Below are 19,133 nucleotides of genomic sequence, written 5' to 3'. Positions count from 1 at the left end.
CAAAAAATATTATAAACATCATATTTACAAGCAAATTTTATTATGCCCATAATTCCGCGCAAACAGGGAGAGTTTCCAGCGCGGCTGCGCAGCAGCACCCCAAGAGATTTTCGCTATGAACGCAACCATAGATAGGCCCTGCCCCGCTGTCACCTTGGTGTTTTTACGCCTCGAACGCCAGTCCGGAAATCCCGACAGAGTCGGGCATGCATCTTTCCATTCCACTCTTGGATAAGCCATGAAACTTCCCAGTCGTTCCAGCATATTGCTTGCACTATTGATCGGGCTCTGCGCACTGGGGGAGATTTCCACTCAGATGCTGATCCCTAGCCTGCGCGACCTTGAGGCAGGGCTCGGCGCCGCGCCGGGTGCCTCCCTGGCGGCGTTGTCGGTGTTTGTCGCGGCCTTTGGTCTCGGGCAACTGTTTTTCGGCCCGCTGTCGGACCGCATCGGTCGCCGACCGATGCTGCTCGCCGGCGTTGCCACCTATGTACTCGCCTCCTTGTGGATGGCATTCGCCGGGAGCATGCCTGAGTTCATTGGCGGCCGCGCGCTCCAGGGACTAGGAGCCTGTGTTGCGCTAGTGGTAGCACGTAGCATCGTGCGCGACGTCTGGAAAGAAAAAGCCGGTCCGGTAATGGCCATCACGGTGATTGGCATGCTCAGTGCGATTATGCTCTCGCCGGTGCTTGGCGGAATGATTGCCACCCATGCCGGTGGCTGGCGCGCGGTCTTGTTCACAACTGTATTGTTTGGCGCTGCCGCTCTCGTCGCCTCACTGTTCTTCAAGGAGACCAACCTGCAGCTCGACTCGCAGGCGGGAAGGTTAAAGACGCTTCTGGGCAACTACGCAGTGCTGCTCAAAGGCTCATCCCTGCGCAGCTTCGCCATTGCCATTGCCTGCACCTACGGTGCAATGTTCAGCTTTATTGCCGGCTCCTCGCGCGTGCTCGTCGGGCAACTCGGATTGAGTCCAACCCAGTACGGCCTGGTTTTCGGCGGTATCGTTTCGGGATTGATTGCTGGCGCGATCTTCACCAACCGCACAATCATGAAATTCGGTCCGGAAAAAATCGTGGCCATCGGCACCAGCCTGGTTGCGGTTGGCGCCGGTTCGGTACTGGTACTTCATGAACTCATCGGCCCATCGGTGGCCGGCCTGATGCTGCCGCAGATGGTGCTGACGCTAGGCTCGGGCATGGTCTTGCCAGGTTCGGTTGCAGGCGCAGTGATTCCTAACCCGACTCGCGCTGGGCTTGCGGCGGGCTTTATCGGTTTTGCTCAAATGGCCGGCGCGACTGTTTCTGGCCTGCTGCTTAGCCATCTGCAGGACGACACGGCCTTTCCGATGGTCGCTCTGAATGCCGCCTTCGGCGTAGCCGGTTTCCTGATTTTTTGGATCATGCGTGCGCGGAAGACGAACGCCGTGCAGATTACATCGGCTGAATAGCGTGAAGTTATTGCACGGCGTGTGGGGCTATTTGCATGCCAGGCCGTAAGTCGCCAGCGTGATAAAGATTTCTGAAATGCTCCAAAACCTTGGTGTCGGTGCAGATCGAGCCCGAGACGAAAACGAAGTCTTGAAGATGTCGTAAATGCCCCCCGCGAAGGCGGGGGCGCATGTCCATACGGAGTGGCTTACTCTTTTGTGGAAAAAAGGCCTTTTGGCAATTCTTTGCCGTGTTCGTTATAGGCCGCTTTCACGCTGAGGTACGACTCCATTTCATCGATATAGCCATCCTTATTGGTGTCCTTTTTCACAAACACCGTTTGCTTTCCAGGTGCAACAACGAGGAACTCGGCCAGTGAAACTCGTGCATCGTGATTAGTGTCAATAGAATTGAAGATTGCATCACCGCACTGACCTTCACCGCACTTGCCTTCGGCGGTAGTAGCCTTGGAGCTCTTGCTGCCGGGTGTATTGTTACCGCATTTTCCTTCACCACACTTGCCCTCTGCAGTTTTGTCTGCGGCGGCCAACTGATAACCCTGTGGCAGCGCCTCCACGGCAAAGGCAGCAGTTGACGCCAGGCTCATGCTTCCGGCCAGAGCGATAGCGGCCAGGCCGACGCTGGTTTTGTTCGATAATGGGATACGGGACATGTTGCTTCTCCGGATATTGTGCGCGGGCAAGCCGCGCGGGACATGCCACAATGGCGGATAAACCCTGGGGGATGGCACAAGGCGAAGCGAAAGAAACCGGCAAATCCCGGAGCGACATATGCTTAAGCATCCTCCTCCTCGACAGGGCAAACCTCATTCGGGCAAGGCCATTTAGCCTCAGGCATGTATCCACGATGTATCAAGTGCAGGGAGCATTTGTAAGTCAATCCTCGCAAGCTTCATCCAGATACGCTGAGATACAAGAGCTTCGTCATCAATGATTATTTGCGGAAAAGAACCCAAGCCCGACGAAGAACAACGATTGCCTGCGATGAGGCCGGGACATGTTGCATCTTCAGCCCTTTCGAGCAGCAGCATCTCCAAACTTTCCCGCGGTACGCATCTGCTTGCTCACTGCGCTTTGCGTGAGGAACAGCTAGCAGTATGACTGCAAATAAACCGCGCGCGTCCATGTTTCGTAACCGTCCGGGCAACACACCTTTCCTGACACCGACGCTTGAGGCAATGGTTTCCGTTAAATCCGCAGACACCATCACCTTTAATTGGCTAGGATCGGAAGGCGTGTTCGCTGGAGGCGTACTGCGCTCATGGAAAACGGACACGTCGCTTTATAAGGATGAATACTCAATGAGCAAACTATCGGCGCTAATTGCTGAAGCTAGGACTGGACTTTCAATCCAAGAAAGCATTTCTGAAACAAGCTGGGAGGCAATCGCCACACGATGCCGGGACGAAGAAATTGCAGATATCAGAGAGCGCATAGAGGCGCTAAAACTAGAGTTGGCGTCAGTCGAAGAGTGGGATGGCGACGCTCAGGATGAGATCAATGTAGCAATCTCTAAATTCTCGTACCTACTGAAGCTTGCCTCGGCCAATGCCTGAAGAGAATCGTTTTGTTAGAGCAAGCGTTCGCCGAACAGATCTTGCGCGGTTAAATGGGCGCCCATCTGTGCGGCAACAGCTCGGTAATCTCACTCGCCCGCTGCGTCGGCAGGCGTGTAAGAACATCCTTCAAGTAAGCATACGGATCATGCCCGTTGAGCCGCGCGGACTGGATCAAACTCATGATCGCCGCGGCCCGTTTACCACTGTGTAACGAGCCAGCGAACAGCCAGTTCGAGCGCCCAACAGCCCACGGCCGGATTTGATTCTCGCACCAGTTATTATCGATGGGCACAGCACCGTCATCGAGATAGCGCGTCAGCGCTATCCAGCGCTTGAGGCTGTAATCCAACGCCTTGGCGATGGCCGATCCCTCAGGCACAAGCTGCCTCTGGGCGATCATCCAGGTATGAAGTGCGTCGATGATCGGCGCTGCTTTTTCCTGCCGTACTCGCTGCCGGACACCCGGTTCCAGCTCGCGGACTTCTCGTTCAACTTCATACAAGGCCGCGATGTAGTGCAGCGCTTTTTCAGCGATCTGGCTCTTATTGGTCGCGTGCAAGTCGAAGAACTTTCGGCGCGCATGGGCCATGCAGCCGATTTCTGTAACGCCCAGTTCAAAGCCTGCCTTGTAGCCAGCGAAGTCATCGCAGACCAGCTTCCCGTTCCAGTGGCCGAGGAAATTTCGAGCATGTTCGCCAGCACGGCTCGGGCTGAAGTCGTAAACGACCGCCGCCAGATCGGAGAACTGACTGGTGGCATAAGCCCAGACGTAAGCGCGATGAGTTTTCTTCGCGCCAGGCGTCAGCATTTGTACCGGCGTTTCGTCAGCGTGGACGACGCCGTGCGTCAGCACGGCTTCGCGCAGCGCATCAACCAGCGGTTGAAGTTGCACGCCGCAGTTGCCCACCCACTGCGCCAAGGTCGAACGGGCGATGGGCAGCCCGGCGCGGCCAAAGATTTTCTCTTGGCGATACAGCGGCAGATGGTCGGCGAACTTGGCCACCATGATGTGGGCCAGCAGGCCCGCTGTTGGGATGCCTTTGTCGATAACGTGCGCCGGTACCGGCGCCTGGATCAGCGTTTCGCACTGTTCGCAGGCCCACTTTCCACGGATGTGGCGCTCGACGGTGAACACGCCGGGCGTGTAGTCGAGCTTTTCGCTGGCATCTTCGCCGATGCGCTTGAGGGCGCAGCCGCATGGGCAGTGGCTGTTGTCCGGTTCGTGATGGATCAGCGTGCGAGGAAACTGCGGTGGCAGCGGTGCGCGCTTGGGTTGCTGGCGCACTTTGGCTTCGACAGGTGCCGGTTGCAGCGCCTCAAGTTCGGCTTCGATAGCGGCGATATCCGTATCGATCAAATCGTCGAGCAGGCTGGTTTGATCCGGGCTCAACTGCTCGCTGCGCTTGGCAAACTTGAAGCGTTTGAGCAGTGCGATCTCGTGGGCCAGTTTCTCGTTGACCGACTTGTGATGAGTGATTTGCTTGTCCATCGTCTCGACGCGCTGGATCAACTGCGCCGCCAAGGCGCGCAGTTCTTCAGGGTTTAATTGATCGAGATTCGGATGCGAAGTCATGCCGCCGATTTTGCCAGAGAGGGCTAGTGGCGGCGATAGACGGATGGGCCAATTGCGCTGGCAAGCGCGCGCCATGACAGACGAGTTAGAGCACCGTGATGGCTCCTCCGGAACCGACGCGTTGCCAAGGTAAACCGAGCACCAAGGCTTGAAGTTGCTCTGCATCCAACTCGACTTCAGAGCCGTGCCGCACGCCGGGCCAAAAGAAGCGCCCTTGATTCAAGCGCCGGGCTGCAAGCCAAATCCCCACGCCGTCATGCACCAACACTTTCATACGATTGGCGCGGCGGTTGGCGAACAGATAAGCACAGTGCGGCTTCGCCGCACCGAACACCGCGACAACTCGCGCCAGCGCGGTTTCAGTGCCGGCGCGCATGTCCATGGGCTCGATGGCGAGCCAGATGGTGTCGATGCGGATCATCGCAGCAGGTCTCGCAGGAAAGCGGAACATGTCGCTGCATTTTCTGCTGGCCAGCTCACCACGACTACGCCTTTTGAATGAGGCACTTCGATTCGAATCGTGGCCGGAAGAATTTGAGGGGCCGCTGTCGAAGACAATGCCTTGACCGGAATAAAGGCAGTTTGCAGTGCCAGGTTTTTCTGCCCATGCACCCGAATCCATTTATGGACGAGGTTGGCATTGAGGTTGTGGGTCAAGGCGACATTGGCAATCGAGGTGTCAGCCTGCGCACACTCGGCGATGACCTGGGCCTTAAAGGACTTGGAATAGGAACGGCGTTCTTGTGGCATGGGCGTCCGCTTAAAAAGGCTAAAAATGGTGTCCACTTAAATTTAGGTGGACACCATCGCCTTAAGCGATGGCATCAGGAAGGTGTGTTGCCCGGACGGTTACCATGTTTCTGAACATACGAGACGTATTCGGAAAAACCCTGATCGGCTGTAACCTCGTCCATCACTCGGCGAACTTTTTCATCCAGCTGATCCGGGACGATCCCAAGTACATCGCATAAAGCTGGCCTTAAGATCTTAAGCGCCGGTGCGAGCATGCTCAGACCCAACAGGATCAGGATAGATGGATCGATCTATCGTCGGTTCCAACCGCGACCAACTCAGCTTGACGATCAAGCAGGCCCGAGAAGCGATGGCGCCAGAAATGCTGGTAATGGCTGTAACCGATCAAACTGTCCGTCTTCCTTTCGCGGGCCATGAATCTTAGAGGCCTAACGTTTGACATGAGAGACTTGGCCTGGCTTGCCAGCACAGCCTTTCGATGGAAGGGTTAGACCTCAGGGTGCACACAGCGCTCTCAGCCTTAGGGGCAGGTAGCCAGAGGCCAACCGACGCGCGCTGCACGAAGCAGGCTGGCCTTCACCACCAGGCGGTGAAATGGGGCAATAACGAAGATGTAGGCCCGGCCTAGGCGGTTGTGGCACTGGACCACGGTTGAAAAAACGAGTTGGCGACTGCCTTCTGGCTCTGCCTCTGCAGAACATAAGATCGATATCCGGAAGTCGAGATGCTTGTCGTCCTCTCCCAACACGATTTCAGTCTGGTTCGTGCTGTAGACCTTGAAGATTCCAATCCGATTAGCAAGTGATGCCAAATGTTTGGCTGTCTTGAGACCAAAACAGACAACGATAGTGTCTCGGACTTTCATGAGCCATCCGATCCAGGATGGCTGGTGGGAAAGGATGAATCGAGCTAACAAATCTGGATTGCTAGATGCGCCCGCAGGGAGCCGAATCGCAAAAGCGTCCGCTAGGTTCATCGACTTGTAAAGGTAGGTGATGCCGGACCTCGAGGGGACTGGCACGGACATAACGAGCTCAAATTCTCGTGGCATCGGGGATCTCTCCTGAGTTCTAACTACTAATTAAACGACATGCCATGTCGCGTTTCTTGTTGCGATGGTTTGTCGTGTAACGCTCCTTGTCGTCCTGTAAGTGCTTGTCTAGCTTAGAAGTGACGGTTACCGACTTTCAAGCCGGACAGGGACACCGCGCTCATTGCTCATTCCCTGTCGGATACTGAGCCCGATCAAGGCATCATAAAGTTCTTGCTGTCCAGCTGGCAGAACAGGGAGCAACGTCGCACGGCGCTTGTCGACACCGAACCAGGACTCAACCAGCCATCCCACCAGATAGAGCGCCGAAAGGCATCCGCCAGCGGTTGCAACGTTCCCCTGGCATACAAGAGGCTGGTTCAGGGACTCAAGTCCCAGAGCTTGCAAGCTCGATCGTGCATCCGGGTGTGTAGTTGCTTGGCCGCTGAGCAGCCCAAGCCGTTCGAGAATGAACGCTCCGGCGCATATGGAGCCGATTCGCTGGCGTTTGGAGTCAAGTTCAAACGACGGCAGGAAGTCCGGGGCGGCAAGTGCAGCGGGTATCCCTTCCTTGCCGCTAACGAACAATACCGCGTCAGCACTATTGGCCTCGCAAAGCGGACCGTGTACTGAAACAGGCAGGCCGTGCGCCGATCGCACGATAGAGCTGGAACCCAATATTCGCACGTGCCAGTCTTCAGTGTTGCGGCCTAAAATGTCCCACATCAGGAATAGATCAATATCAGTGAATTGGTCGAAAGCAACCAGGACGATTTTTTTCAAGGCGAGCTCCATGAAAAGTGCTGGCGTGCAAAACGCAACGGCCATTTTTGCTGGTGTTCGCAGCGTATCAATCGGTTGCGCACCATACACAGTCTGTATGGTGCTAAATAGGGAGCGAAATAACGGGTGAGAAAACTAACTCGTCACCATTGGATCGCGGCTGGTTTTGAGGCTCTCGATCAAGTAGGACATATCGGCGTTTCGGCCGAGAGTCTATCCCGCCGATTGAATGTGACCCGCGGATCGTTCTATCACCATTTCCGCAATCGCGAAGACTTTGTCCGCACCTTGCTGGCTGCTTGGGAAGAAGACTACACGGAGCGCATGCTCGCTTATGCGGCGCAGGGTCGTAGCGCGGGCGAAATCTTGAAACGCTACTTGAGTATTGCCGCCGAGAAACAACCTGAGCGGGAAATTTCCATCCGAGCCTGGTCGCTGCACGATCCGCTGGTAGGCGAGTTTCAGCAGCGTGTTGACACAACACGACTGGACTTCGCGGTACGGACGTGCCGCCGCTTGGTCCATATGCCAGGCGGAGCAGAAGTGATTGGTCAGATGGCCCATCTGTGCCTGATTGGGGGTCAACAGGCAGGGCTGCGCCGTGATGCCGCTCGCTTCAACAATTTCCTGCATCGAGCCTTTTCACTTTTCGAAGGGGCTCTTCCCCCGTGGCGGGCCTAAATGTCCAAATAGATGGGGGAAGCCTAAGCAGGACACCAAGACTTAGGAGCCAAAAGAGGACACCAGCAACTCAACCGCGCACCAGGTAGGCCCCTGACGGAACCCGATGTCGCAGCTTCTTGCACTTGCCCGGTGCAGGCTGATGCCCCGGCGGGCGATCAGGAAACCAGATCCGGCATTTACCCGGAGGTGGCATAAGGCCGCGGGGCATCTCAACCTCACCGTACGCAGGCTCTGGCTCGACATTCACCATTTGCAATTGTCCTTCGGGCCCGGCTCTGCCAGGTGAAATACCCGAAGACCGGGCCTGCGCCGCCTGGATCAATTGGAAGTTGCGGTTGCGCAATTCGATATTGCGCCCCACCCGCATGTTCGAGCGCACCGCCAAGGTTTCAGCCTGCTGGTACTGCCCCTGCTGAAGACGCAACACACCAAGGTAATGCAGCGTCGCGGGATTGTTCGGCTGGATATGCAGGGCACGCTCAAGCGTGGCGGCGGCTTGATCCAGTTGGCCATTTTCATACTGCCGCGAGGCGGTTTCGATCAGGGTCGTTGATGCACTGTTGCTTTGGGCGGGTGCTCTTCGTTCGGCAGCAGACGAACAAAGCGATGCGACGGCGCAGCACACCAAAAGGAGACCTGGCAAAAAACTCTTGGTTGGCATCAGGGGGTGGACTCGAGTGAATTCGGACGGCACTGCCGTAAAACAGACCACAACGCTACTCGGCACTTCTGATACCGGGCCGCTATTGACCTGGCCAATATCTCGAAGTTCCTGCGGCAACGGCCGTCGCAACCAGCATCATTTTTTATCAACCCCACATCCAGGCATGAGCTATTGCTGCACTTCGCGCGGAGCAGAAAACGGCCAGAAACAGGCGTGGAGAAAGCAAACTTCAAAAGTGTTCGAACACGTTGGCTATTTAAGCAACGGCTCCCTAGAACTTTTCCCTATTTGTCGGTCTATGTGGATAGCCACATTCGCCAGGTAAGCACGCCCCCGCAGGCTTCCCGCCGCCAGATGGCCACACGCCCAATTGTCATTCAGAGGTTGCCTTCGCTCATGAAATTCCATGTCCCACGGATGGTGCTCTTAGGCCTGTTCGCATTCGCGGCAATGGGCTCGGCATCAGCCACACAGATGAAGACCTCAACCCCTGTTTTCTCAACTGAAGTCCCAGCCGTTCAGGCTCCTGTCCAGACCGCCGACCACCTTCGGCTGACCGTGGGCAGTATGGCCGACAAGCAACCAGGACTTATGCTTGCCCATGACGACCGATACCGGCATGACGGCCATTGGCATGATCGTAGAGACAATTGGCGCCGAGACGACTGGCGCAGAGATCAGTGGCGCAGAGATCAATGGCGAAGGGAGCAAGCCCGCCGAGAAGCTGAACGCCATCGTGATTGGGAGCGCCACCAGGATCGGGCCATGCGGCATCGTTACAATGACGCTCACGGTTACTATCGCCGCTAGTGCGAAGCCCTGGAACAACCCACGACCGTCCGCAATGGGTGGGTAAAAACGTTTTTGAGCGCACTCGATACAAAAAGTAGTCGTTGTGCAGGTCATGCCACCTTGCCAACCAGGCACCCTGCGGATACTGTCGGTTCTATGAATCAGTTACGCATTGCCTCGACCACCACGACCACGACCGCCAGAGGCGAGTCGTGAGAGGTGTCGTGAACCCATAACGCACGAACTTCAAAGGCCCGCCAGCGATGGACAGGGCCTTTTCTTTTGCCCTTGCGTCGCTGGCCCAAACGCAAGGAAAAGCACGATGCATGCACTGTTGATTCTCGATATGCAGGTTGGATTGTTTCATGGCCCGGATAAACCATGGAATGGCGAAGCGCTGCTGAACACGTTGAATAGCCTGTTGAGCAAAGCCCGCAAGGCAGGCGCACCTATTTTTCTTGCTCGCCACGTAGGTCCGCCTGGCTCGCCTATCGAACCTGCAAGCCCGTTGACGCAACTGGTGCAGGAACTGTTACTGGAAGGCGACGAGGTGATCTTCGAAAAAAGCCGACCCAACGCTTTCTACAGGACTGATCTGGCCGATCGGTTAAAAGCTTGTGGATCTCAGGGCGTGGTTATTGCCGGAATGAAGACCCAGTATTGTGTCGACAGTACTTGTCGCGCCGCACGCGATCTTGGATTCGATGCAGTGCTGATCGCCAATGGTCATACCTGCGCCGACACTCCTGCGTTGAAGGCCGAAAGTATCATCGCTCATCACAACGCAACCCTGGCCGGCCCATTCTGTCGTGTCATGCACGCTGAGGACTGGCGTTTCTGAAACGCTCTGGCTGAATTGACCAAGAAATTAACAAGCTCCTAGCCCTCAACGGGGGCTTTTGTTCTCAGAGAGGCAGTTGCCCCCGTCGACCACGAGAAGCTCGCCCGTAATGTAGCTGGACTCTGGAGAAGCAAGAAAAGCTACCGCCGCAGCGACCTCGTCTGGTCTACCGGCACGCCCCACGGGAACATACTGCGCTGCGGTCATTTCCTCTGCTGTGCTCGATTGCGTCGCGATCCACCCAGGGGCAACAGAGTTCACGGTGATGCCGTATGGCGCGACTTCCAGCGCCAAGCTCATGTTCATGCCCACAATCCCCGCTTTCGCCGCCGCATACGCGGCCTCGCCAGGGTTGCTGACGCGGGTGCCGGTCGTAGAACTGATATGGACGATGCGTCCGTAACGACGATTCTGCATCCCCGGCAACACAGCGCGGGTCAGCAAAAATACAGTGGTCAGATTACGGGCAATCGACGTGTTCCACATATCGACGCTCATACTGGCCACTTCAGAAAACGTTTCGGCTTCACCCTGAATCGCCATACCGGCGTTGTTCACGAGTACATCGATTCGCCCCCATAGCGACTCAGCCCAGGTCACCAGTTCGACAACCTGAGCCGGATGAGTGAGATCTGCAGCGCGTCCTTGCACCTCGTAACCTGCCGCGCTCAGTTCCGCGACGCGATCATGGATACGGGCACTGCTGCCGGTGATGATCAGCTTTGCGCCCAAGTCCCCAAGCCGTCGCGCGATCGCTAGACCAATCCCATGTTCGCTACCTGCTCCACTGACCAACGCGACCTGACCACTCCAGTTCTTGAACATTGCAGGCTCCACAGGGTTACACAGGAAGTACTGTCTGACAGTCCAGAGTAGATGCTAGCCCGCCCGTATTGATGCATTAAGAATTGTGAGCGGCAGGTGCGCTCGACCTCGCCACTTTCGGCCTGCCCGGCTTGAAGTTCATGACCCGCGGCTGCTAACCCCACGCATCATTGGCTGGATGCATTGCAGCAGGTCGCCATTACCCGTTTTTATACGCGCCCGACCTGGACTTTGTCAGATCCGACTCATGGCCCCTTTCCCTCAAAAGCAGTGAACTCTAGTCCGATAACCGGACAGAAATGACAAGTTATAGGGTGTTTTGTCATTTACGGGTCGGATTTAGACAAATCGCCGCCCTCCCCCTCTGATCGAATTGTTCTACGCGCCACCTTCGATTCCAGCTATCCAAAGGGTTAGTCAGGTCATCGGCAAACGCCCCCATCCATCGGTTAAAAACCACCAAACGGTCAATCACTTTCAGAGGGTGTGTAGATGAACAACAGCGTCGTTATTGGAGAACTCACGTGGCCGGAGTATGTCGAGCAAGTCGCTACCGGCTGCCCGATCTTTCTGCCAGTGGGTGCACTTGAACAGCATGGCCATCACCTGTGCATGGAGGTCGATGTTCTGCTGCCGAGGGCGATATGCAAAGCGGTAGCGCAAAATGTCAGCGGTCTGGTTCTGCCTGCACTCGCTTATGGCTACAAGTCTCAGCAGAAATCAGGAGGCGGCAACCACTTTCCTGGGACGACCAGTCTCGATGGCGCCACGCTGACCCATACCGTGCAGGACATCATCAGAGAACTGGCGCGTCATGGCGCACGCAAACTGGTGATGATGAATGGTCACTATGAAAACTCGATGTTCATTGTCGAGGGCATTGACCTTGCGCTTCGTGAACTTCGATACGCTGGCATCAATGACTTCAAAGTAGTGGTGCTGTCCTATTGGGACTTCGTTAACGATCCTGGCGTCATCAAAAAGCTGTATCCCGAAGGATTCCTCGGCTGGGATATAGAACATGGCGGTATTTTCGAAACGTCCTTGATGCTGGCTCTTCACCCCGACAAGGTCGATCTGAGTCGTGCAATTGATCACCCGCCAGCGACCTTTGCGCCGTACGACGTCTTCCCCATCATCCCGGAGCGCACACCAGCCTGCGGAACACTGTCATCCCCTAAGGGTTCCACTCGCGAGAAAGGCGAGTTGATTCTTGAAGTGTGTGTCTCAGGCATCAGCGCCGCAGTACGAGAGGCTTTTGATTTAGAAACATAACGAGCACAAGGGTGTGCCAAAACAAGAACCTGCAGTTAACCCTCCAAGCATAATAAAAAGGGTAAGTCTCATGTCTAGCTCAACTCTGGCCCCAGGCCTCAAGCAGCGTCACGTCACCATGTTGTCCATTGCCGGTGCCATCGGTGCGGGACTGTTCATCGGCTCAGGACACGCCATCGCTTCTGCGGGACCGGCCGCCATTCTGGCGTACATTTTTTCCGGCACCCTGGTGGTGCTGGTCATGCGCATGCTGGGAGAAATGGCCGTAGCATCGCCTGATACAGGATCATTTTCGACCTATGCCGAGCGGGCGATGGGACGTAGCGCCGGTTTTACCATTGGCTGGCTTTACTGGTGGTTCTGGGTATTGGTCATTCCAATCGAAGCGATTGCAGCCGCTGCGATTTTGCACGCTTGGTTTCCCTCGATACAAACCTGGGAATTTGCGATCGCGGTAACCGGTCTTCTGACGTTGACCAACCTGTTCAGTGTCGCTCGTTACGGGGAGTTCGAATTCTGGTTCGCCATGCTCAAAGTCATTGCGGTACTGGGTTTTATCGCGCTTGGTGCGCTTGCCTTGGCTGGCGCATTACCTGATACGACCGTGAGTGGTGTCGTTCAATTAAGCATAGAGTTTGGTGGTTTCATGCCCAATGGGATGACCGCCGTTATCGGTGCAATGCTCACCACAGTATTCAGCTTCATGGGCACAGAAATCGTCACCATTGCAGCGGCCGAATCCCAGAACCCCTCCAGACAAATCACCCGTGCGACTAACTCCGTCGTCTGGCGCATGGGGATCTTCTATATCGTCTCGGTGTTCCTCATCATCTCCATCGTGCCCTGGAACGATCCGATGCTGGTGCAAGTCGGCTCTTATCAGAGAGCGCTTGAGTTGATGAATATTCCGTACGCGAAAATGATTGTAGATATCGTCGTACTGATTGCTGTCGCCAGTTGCCTTAACTCAGCCATCTATACAGCGTCACGCATGGTTTACTCCCTGAGCAAACGCGGGGACGGCCCTCGAGTTCTTCAGAAGACCTCCTCTTCAGGGGTCCCTTATATTGCGGTGCTGGCCAGTACAGCGGTTGGCTTCCTGACCACAGCACTGAATTATTTTGCACCCAACGAAGTGTTTTCCTTCCTGCTGGCCAGCTCTGGCGCTGTTGCGCTGCTGGTCTACCTGGCCATTGCTGTTTCTCAACTGATACTTCGCAGGAAGATGAATGCTTCGGAACAGCCGATCACCTTCAAGATGTGGTTTTACCCTTGGCTCAGCTACCTGGTTATCTTTTGCATCTTGAGCATCCTGATTGTCATGTTGATTTTGCCCGAGCACCGCATGGAGGTAATTGCTACGGGGGCGCTTACACTGTCCATCGTCTGTATGGGTGCCATTTTCAATGCCAGGAAGAGCACCGTGCGCAAAGCTGAATTGGCGTGAACACATAAACCCTCGACGTTTCATTTACATACGGCTCCAACGATTAACCGCTCACCTCTTTGCGGCCCGCTTACCACGATGAGCGGGCCGTTTTTTTACCCATCCCCCTTCGTCCTCTTCGATATGCCTATTGATCCTGGACACGGTGTAAGATCAGAAAACCCGTAAGCAGCGTTAACAACCATAAAAACGAGATGATGTTGCCGATGTCGGCGGCTTGCCACAGAGCGCGTCACTTATGCAGTTGAGGAGCGGTAATGATGGCGAAACTCCAAGTGGCGAAACACGCCGCAGGACGTTCGGCTAACGAACAACGGCCGGTAAAAACCGTGGGCTTTCTGGTCATTCCCAACTTCACCACCATCGGCTTCGCCTCCGCCGTGGAAACCTTGCGCATGGCCAATATGGCCGCGCGCAAACCGATGTTCCGCACGGTAATCATCGCCGCCAGCCTGGAGCCGGTCACCGCCAGCAATGGCATGCGCATCCTGCCCGACTACACCATCACAGACGCACCCAAGCTCGACATCCTGTTCGTTGTAGGATCCAACCCGATCGTCTCCAATCACAGCAGTCGACCGCTGCTCAATTGGCTACGCAAGTTGGCACATGATCGGGTACCACTGGGGGGGATTTGCACGGGGAGTCATTTGTTGGCACGTGCCGATTTGCTCAAGGGCTATCGCTGCACGATTCACTGGGAAGACATCGAAGCGCTGAAGGAGCGTTTTCCGGGAATCATCATTTCCAACCAGCTGTTCGAGCTGGATCGGGATCGCTACACCTGCTCCGGTGGGGTGGCGTCCATGGACATGACGCTGCAATTGATTGCCCGCGAACCGGGTGGTCGGGACATCGCAGCCCATGCGGCCGAATTGCTACTGTGTGATCGGGTGCGTGGCGCGCAGGAGCAACAGCGGGTGCCATTGCGGCAAAAACTGGGTACGTCCCAGCCCAAACTCAGTCAGATGGTGGCGATCATGGAAGCCAATCTCGAGGAGCCGGTGGGCCTTGAGGAACTCGCTCGTTTGAACGAGGTATCAGTGCGGCAACTGGAACGGCTGTTTCACAAGCACCTGCAACGCACGCCGAGTCAGTACTATCTGGAATTGCGCCTTTCACGGGCGCGGCAATTGCTGCTGCGCAGCGAGTCGCAAGTACGCGATATCGCCCTTGCCTGCGGCTTTGTATCACCTGCGCACTTCTCCAAATGCTACAGCCGCTTCTTCGGGGTATCGCCTATCGGTGAGCGTAAACAAGTGGCTGCGGTGCATTGACGGGGTGCCCGCGATGGCAGGCGGGCATTCAACATGGATGTTGGCTGGTTCGCTCCCACATTAAACCGCGTCCGTCTGGACAACTCGGTCACTGTGGGAGCGAGCCTCCCCAAACACACCTGATCTGTCAGTCCTGCAAGGCTTTATGCGCCGTTTCCCGGCTAGCCAGCATGGCAACCAACGCCACCGCCGCGGCTGCCAGCAAGTACCAGGCCGGGGCCATTTTGTTGCCGGTCAGTTGAATCAACCAGGTTGCGATAAACGGAGCGGTGCCGCCGAACACGGCGTTGGCGATATTGAAGCTGAAAGCAAAACCGCTGAAACGCACGCGGGTGGGGAATATCTCGGCGAGGAAGCACGGCAAGGTGCCGTCGTTCATCGCCAGGATGGCGCCGAAGGCAATCTGGATCATCAAAATCACGATCAGCGGCTGGTTCTCCAGCATGCCGAACAGCGGAAATGTCAGCGCCAGGAACAACACCGAAGCGGTCAGCAACATGGTTTTGCGGCCAAACCGGTCAGACAGCTTGCCCATCAGGAAAATCAGGCCGATGTAGGTCGCCAGCGACACCGTCGACGCGAGGAACGAATCACTCTCGCTCATGCCCATTTCGGTGGACAGATACGTCGGCATGTAGCTGAGCAACAGGTAAAACGCCACTGCGTTCAGGCAAGTCACGCCAATCCCGATCAACACGCTGCGCCGATGCACAGTCAGCAATTCGCGAACGGGAGCGTGGGTCGCGCACTCCTTAGCCTCAAGGCGTTTTTCCATCTCCAGGAACTTGGGTGTGTCTTGCAAACTCACGCGGATATAGCGCCCTACCAACCCGAACGGCGCCGCCAGCAAAAAGGGCAAGCGCCATCCCCAACTGTGCAGGTCCTCGACACTCATCCACTCATGCAGACCGGCCACGAACACCGCGCCAAACAGCAGACCGGCCGCCGTGCTCGCCGGGACAATACTGGTGTACAAGCCGCGTTTACCCTCGGGGGCGTACTCGGCGAGAAAGGCCGATGCCCCGGCGTATTCACCTGAAGCGGAGAAGCCCTGGAACAAGCGAATCAGCAACAACAACGCCGGTGCCCACAAGCCGATATGGTGGTAAGTCGGCAGGATCCCGATGCAAAAGGTCGAGATGGACATGATCAGAATCGACCAGGACAATGCACTGCGTCGCCCATACTTGTCACCAAAATGGCCCCAGACCAATCCCCCCAGCGGGCGGACGATAAACGACAGCGCGAACACTGCAAATGTTGCCAGCAACGCGGTCGTCTTGTCGGTTTGCGGGAAAAAGGTCACCGCGATGATGGTGGCCAGATAGCCATAGGCCGCGTAGTCGAACCATTCGACAAAGTTACCCATGAAGCTTGCACTGGCTGCACGCCGCAAGGCCTTGCGCTCGGCGGTTTGTTCAAGTGTCTGTGCCAGGGTCGGCGTCAAGTTTGCGCTTTGGCTGCTCATCGGGCACCTCTGGCGCTAGAGGCGCTGCTATCGAGAAAGGAAGTCGGGACGTAGAACATGACAAATACCCTCTATTGTTTTACTTGGCAGGGTTAAGGGTCAGTAGATGCTGCGCGTTCTTGACGAGCATGCGTTGTTTTTTTCCGGTTTATCTCAGCCGCCGGGAAGATTTTTGCCACTCCTAAAAGTAAAGCGCCACACAGGTTCACTGTGCGGCGCAAGGTCTTACTTTTGGATGATGTTGTGTTCCGGGCCGTACGGGAACTTGGTGATGTTTTCGCCGCCCTGTTCGTTGACGATCAGGATGTCGTGTTCACGATAACCGCCGGCACCCGGAAGGCCTTCGGGCAGCATGATCATCGGCTCAATGGACACCACCATGCCCGGTTCCAGTACGGTGTCGATATCTTCGCGCAGTTCCAGCCCGGCTTCGCGGCCGTAGTAATGGCTCAGCGTGCCGAAGGAGTGGCCATAGCCAAAGGTGCGGTATTGCAGCAGATCGTGTTCCAGGAAGATCTCGTTCAATTGCAGGGCGATATCGCAGCAGCGCATGCCCGGTTTGATCAGTTTCAGACCGGCCTCGTGCACTTTGACGTTCACTTCCCACAACCGCAGATGTTCGTCGGAACAGTGATCCAGGAACAAGGTACGTTCCAGCGCGGTGTAGTAACCGGCGATCATCGGGAAGCAATTGAGGCTGAGGATGTCGCCCTTGTTGACCTTGCGAGACGTCACCGGGTTATGGGCGCCATCGGTGTTGATGCCGGACTGGAACCAGGTCCAGGTGTCCATCAGTTCGGAGTCAGGGAACGTGCGGGCAATCTCTCGGACCATGGCCTGGGTGGCGTGCAGGGCCACTTCGTATTCTGGAACCTGATCACGCAAGGCTTCGACGATGGCGGCACCGCCGATGTCCGCGACGCGGGCACCCTGACGGATGATCGCGTGTTCTTCGGCGGACTTGATCATGCGCATACGCATGCAGGGCGCGCCGATATCCACCAGTTCGGCCTGCGGATAACGACTGGCGAGCTTATCGCGGTTGAGCAAGTTGAGATGGTCGAATTCAATACCGATACGCCCGGCCTTGGGCAACGCTTGTTGGATCGCGACGAAATAGTTATCACGCTGCCAGTCGGTGTAGACGATGTTTTCAGTGCCCACGGTGCGGCGCCAAGGTTGACCGCCATCGATGTTGGCGCTGATGGTCACAGCGCTGTCCTGAGTCACAACCAATGCGTACTGGCGACCGAACGAGCAATAGAGGAAATCGCTGTAGTAGTTGATGTTGTGATAGGACGTGAAGACTGCCGCGTCGATATTGTTCTGCGCCAGATACGCCCGTAATTTGGCTTGGCGATTGGCATATTCCTGAGCCGAGAATGTCGGAGTCACTTTTTCGCCGTTCTTGATCTGAATGGTTTTCGGCATTTGCATGTCATTTATCCTTGTCAGTGATTGAGCGACGGAGGCGCCACTCTGGCGGGCCGCTGTAGATCATTCGAACAGATGCAAGGACAGTTTTTTTGCGCGAATCCGACCTGTAGTTGATCAGATCCGCTCTTTACGAAGGTGGTCCAGAGGGTCATTCGACAGAAACGACAATGCCCCCGAAAAGCGCGATATCAGCCGCTTGGCGGGGGCATTGGCAATGGGTAACGAGGTCAGTGCGCGAGCGACGGACCGACAATCGGGCTTACTCGCGATGAAGCCGCTGCTTTTGACATTGATCCTTGCTGCAAGCTTTCAGCCATATGGTCGCGAGGGTGCGCGCCGAAGTACTGGCGATAGCAGCGAAAGAAATGTTGCAGCGAAACGAATCCGCACTGCGCAGCAACATCCGACAGCGACTGTTCACCGGCGCGCAATAACTGACGTGCCTGTTGCAAGCGCAAGTCCAGATAGTGTCTGGACGGCGAACAACCCAGACTGCGTTTGAACAGCCGCTCCAGATGCCGGCGGGAAATGCCCATGGCCTCTGCCAGTTCGTCGATACCCAATGTGCGAGTCAGGTGATCATTCATCAATGCCAGTGTCGCCTGAAGCTTTGCCGGGGTGTTGTGCATCGGTTGCAGAGGCCTGGCTTGACGGGCTGCGTATTTTTCCATGCGCAGCACCAGACCACGACCGTGGGTCCGGGCCAGCAGTTCGTGCATCAACCCTTGAACGGCCTGCGGGCCGACGCACGTCAGACGCTGGCGGTCGACACAGAACGGTGCGGCCACTGGGCTCAAATCGCTGAAAGCGGAAAACGATAGAGCTGGATCGGGCTCCGGCAGGCTGCAGCGGAAACCATCCAGCGCGCCAACCTGCGCCAGCAGCCAACCGGCCTTGCCCAATGCACCCAGGCCCACCGGCTGCGCGGCCCAGTGGTACAGCTGCTGACGCAGGACTGGATGCTCCGTTCGAGTGTGCAGGTTGTCGCCACCGCAGAGGATCAACACATCCAGCGATTGCGCCTGATCCAGTCGGGTGGTGGCAGTGGCAATGCCGTTGCTGGCGTTCAGATCCCGACCTTCCAGGCTGAGAATCTGCCACTGGCAGACGTTGCGTCTGGCCACCTGGTTGGCCAAGCGCAATGCTTCCAGCGCATTGGCTAGAGCGTACAAGTCAAAGGCTTCCAGCAACCAGAAGCCGATGCGCAGTGCCGGCGGTTGTTGCCGGCAAGATTGAGTCAGTTTCAGCATGTATCACTCTCCTGTTGCTCAAGGT

At 56.3% G+C, this 19,133-nt stretch carries 20 protein-coding genes and 1 pseudogene; 7 read left to right on the top strand and 14 right to left on the bottom strand.

The window, feature by feature from the left end:
- Window positions 1–238: 238 nt before the first annotated feature.
- Complete coding sequence (locus BZL43_RS09135; protein WP_095631991.1) at window positions 239–1,450, top strand: multidrug effflux MFS transporter; 1,212 nt, start codon at window positions 239–241, stop codon at window positions 1,448–1,450.
- Between the two features lie 188 nt (window positions 1,451–1,638).
- On the opposite strand, the gene BZL43_RS09130 is transcribed toward BZL43_RS09135, so the two are convergent.
- Both BZL43_RS09130 and BZL43_RS27820 read right to left on the bottom strand, forming a co-directional pair.
- Window positions 1,639–2,103 (bottom strand): hypothetical protein, encoded by a 465-nt coding sequence (locus BZL43_RS09130; RefSeq protein WP_095631990.1) that lies wholly within the window; start codon window positions 2,101–2,103, stop codon window positions 1,639–1,641.
- A 177-nt stretch (window positions 2,104–2,280) separates the two neighbouring features.
- The gene (locus BZL43_RS27820) at window positions 2,281–2,481 is read right to left on the bottom strand and encodes a hypothetical protein (RefSeq protein WP_143517844.1); all 201 of its coding nucleotides are present in this window, start codon (window positions 2,479–2,481) and stop codon (window positions 2,281–2,283) included.
- 66 nt (window positions 2,482–2,547) lie between these two features.
- Here BZL43_RS27820 and BZL43_RS28530 point away from each other — a divergent pair, with 66 nt between their 5' ends.
- Window positions 2,548–3,006, top strand: coding sequence for a hypothetical protein (locus BZL43_RS28530; protein WP_256582823.1), 459 nt, complete (start codon window positions 2,548–2,550; stop codon window positions 3,004–3,006).
- Window positions 3,007–3,055: 49 nt separating this feature from the next.
- On the opposite strand, the gene BZL43_RS09120 is transcribed toward BZL43_RS28530, so the two are convergent.
- The 6 genes and pseudogenes from BZL43_RS09120 to BZL43_RS09095 form a co-directional block, all read right to left on the bottom strand.
- On the bottom strand, window positions 3,056–4,582 hold the full coding sequence (locus BZL43_RS09120) for an IS66 family transposase (RefSeq protein ID WP_095632026.1): 1,527 nt from the start codon (window positions 4,580–4,582) through the stop codon (window positions 3,056–3,058).
- Window positions 4,583–4,667: 85 nt separating this feature from the next.
- A complete protein-coding gene (gene tnpB, locus BZL43_RS28525; protein WP_158273383.1) occupies window positions 4,668–5,003 on the bottom strand; it encodes an IS66 family insertion sequence element accessory protein TnpB in 336 nt (111 codons plus the stop codon).
- Entirely contained in the window at window positions 5,000–5,368 is a 369-nt protein-coding gene (locus BZL43_RS27815; protein WP_256582822.1) for a transposase, read from the bottom strand. The genes tnpB and BZL43_RS27815 overlap by 4 nt, the downstream gene beginning before the upstream one ends.
- A 65-nt stretch (window positions 5,369–5,433) precedes the next feature.
- Window positions 5,434–5,625 (bottom strand): annotated as a pseudogene (locus tag BZL43_RS09105) (cation transporter); the annotation flags it as partial.
- 230 nt (window positions 5,626–5,855) lie between these two features.
- Window positions 5,856–6,386, bottom strand: a complete 531-nt coding sequence (locus BZL43_RS09100; protein ID WP_095631988.1) for a DUF2867 domain-containing protein — start codon at window positions 6,384–6,386, stop codon at window positions 5,856–5,858.
- A gap of 126 nt (window positions 6,387–6,512) precedes the next feature.
- Window positions 6,513–7,148 (bottom strand): DJ-1/PfpI family protein, encoded by a 636-nt coding sequence (locus BZL43_RS09095; RefSeq protein WP_095632025.1) that lies wholly within the window; start codon window positions 7,146–7,148, stop codon window positions 6,513–6,515.
- Between the two features lie 126 nt (window positions 7,149–7,274).
- Here BZL43_RS09095 and BZL43_RS09090 point away from each other — a divergent pair, with 126 nt between their 5' ends.
- A complete protein-coding gene (locus BZL43_RS09090) occupies window positions 7,275–7,829 on the top strand; it encodes a TetR/AcrR family transcriptional regulator (RefSeq protein WP_095631987.1) in 555 nt (184 codons plus the stop codon).
- A 70-nt stretch (window positions 7,830–7,899) separates the two neighbouring features.
- On the opposite strand, the gene BZL43_RS09085 is transcribed toward BZL43_RS09090, so the two are convergent.
- Complete coding sequence (locus tag BZL43_RS09085) at window positions 7,900–8,493, bottom strand: tetratricopeptide repeat protein (protein ID WP_095631986.1); 594 nt, start codon at window positions 8,491–8,493, stop codon at window positions 7,900–7,902.
- Between the two features lie 501 nt (window positions 8,494–8,994).
- Complete coding sequence (locus BZL43_RS28780) at window positions 8,995–9,288, bottom strand: hypothetical protein (RefSeq protein WP_168185076.1); 294 nt, start codon at window positions 9,286–9,288, stop codon at window positions 8,995–8,997.
- A gap of 322 nt (window positions 9,289–9,610) precedes the next feature.
- On the opposite strand from BZL43_RS28780, the gene BZL43_RS09075 reads away from it, so the two are divergent.
- Window positions 9,611–10,129 carry an isochorismatase family protein gene (locus tag BZL43_RS09075; RefSeq protein WP_095631985.1) on the top strand — a complete coding sequence of 173 codons (519 nt, stop codon included), beginning with the start codon at window positions 9,611–9,613 and terminating at the stop codon, window positions 10,127–10,129.
- Between the two features lie 45 nt (window positions 10,130–10,174).
- Here BZL43_RS09075 and BZL43_RS09070 read toward each other — a convergent pair whose 3' ends face one another.
- Complete coding sequence (locus BZL43_RS09070; RefSeq protein ID WP_095631984.1) at window positions 10,175–10,954, bottom strand: SDR family NAD(P)-dependent oxidoreductase; 780 nt, start codon at window positions 10,952–10,954, stop codon at window positions 10,175–10,177.
- Between the two features lie 492 nt (window positions 10,955–11,446).
- Between BZL43_RS09070 and BZL43_RS09065 the strand changes: the two genes are divergently transcribed.
- The 3 genes from BZL43_RS09065 (at window position 11,447) to BZL43_RS09055 (ending at window position 14,953) form a co-directional block, all read left to right on the top strand.
- A complete protein-coding gene (locus tag BZL43_RS09065; protein ID WP_095631983.1) occupies window positions 11,447–12,229 on the top strand; it encodes a creatininase in 783 nt (260 codons plus the stop codon).
- Between the two features lie 70 nt (window positions 12,230–12,299).
- Window positions 12,300–13,676, top strand: coding sequence for a GABA permease (gene gabP, locus BZL43_RS09060; RefSeq protein WP_095631982.1), 1,377 nt, complete (start codon window positions 12,300–12,302; stop codon window positions 13,674–13,676).
- 260 nt (window positions 13,677–13,936) lie between these two features.
- On the top strand, window positions 13,937–14,953 hold the full coding sequence (locus BZL43_RS09055) for a GlxA family transcriptional regulator (protein ID WP_095632023.1): 1,017 nt from the start codon (window positions 13,937–13,939) through the stop codon (window positions 14,951–14,953).
- Window positions 14,954–15,080: 127 nt separating this feature from the next.
- Here the strand turns inward: BZL43_RS09055 and BZL43_RS09050 are convergent, their stop codons facing one another.
- From BZL43_RS09050 to BZL43_RS09040, 3 genes are all read right to left on the bottom strand, one after another.
- A complete protein-coding gene (locus tag BZL43_RS09050) occupies window positions 15,081–16,421 on the bottom strand; it encodes an MFS transporter (RefSeq protein WP_095631981.1) in 1,341 nt (446 codons plus the stop codon).
- Window positions 16,422–16,646: 225 nt separating this feature from the next.
- On the bottom strand, window positions 16,647–17,858 hold the full coding sequence (locus BZL43_RS09045) for a M24 family metallopeptidase (RefSeq protein ID WP_095631980.1): 1,212 nt from the start codon (window positions 17,856–17,858) through the stop codon (window positions 16,647–16,649).
- Between the two features lie 227 nt (window positions 17,859–18,085).
- Window positions 18,086–19,108 (bottom strand): GlxA family transcriptional regulator, encoded by a 1,023-nt coding sequence (locus BZL43_RS09040; RefSeq protein ID WP_095631979.1) that lies wholly within the window; start codon window positions 19,106–19,108, stop codon window positions 18,086–18,088.
- Window positions 19,109–19,133 lie beyond the last annotated feature (25 nt).

Source organism: Pseudomonas sp. PICF141 (assembly GCF_002286815.1).
Taxonomy (GTDB): domain Bacteria; phylum Pseudomonadota; class Gammaproteobacteria; order Pseudomonadales; family Pseudomonadaceae; genus Aquipseudomonas.
The sequence above is the reverse complement of the archived record's forward strand: the minus strand, read 5'-3'. Positions and strand labels throughout refer to the sequence as shown.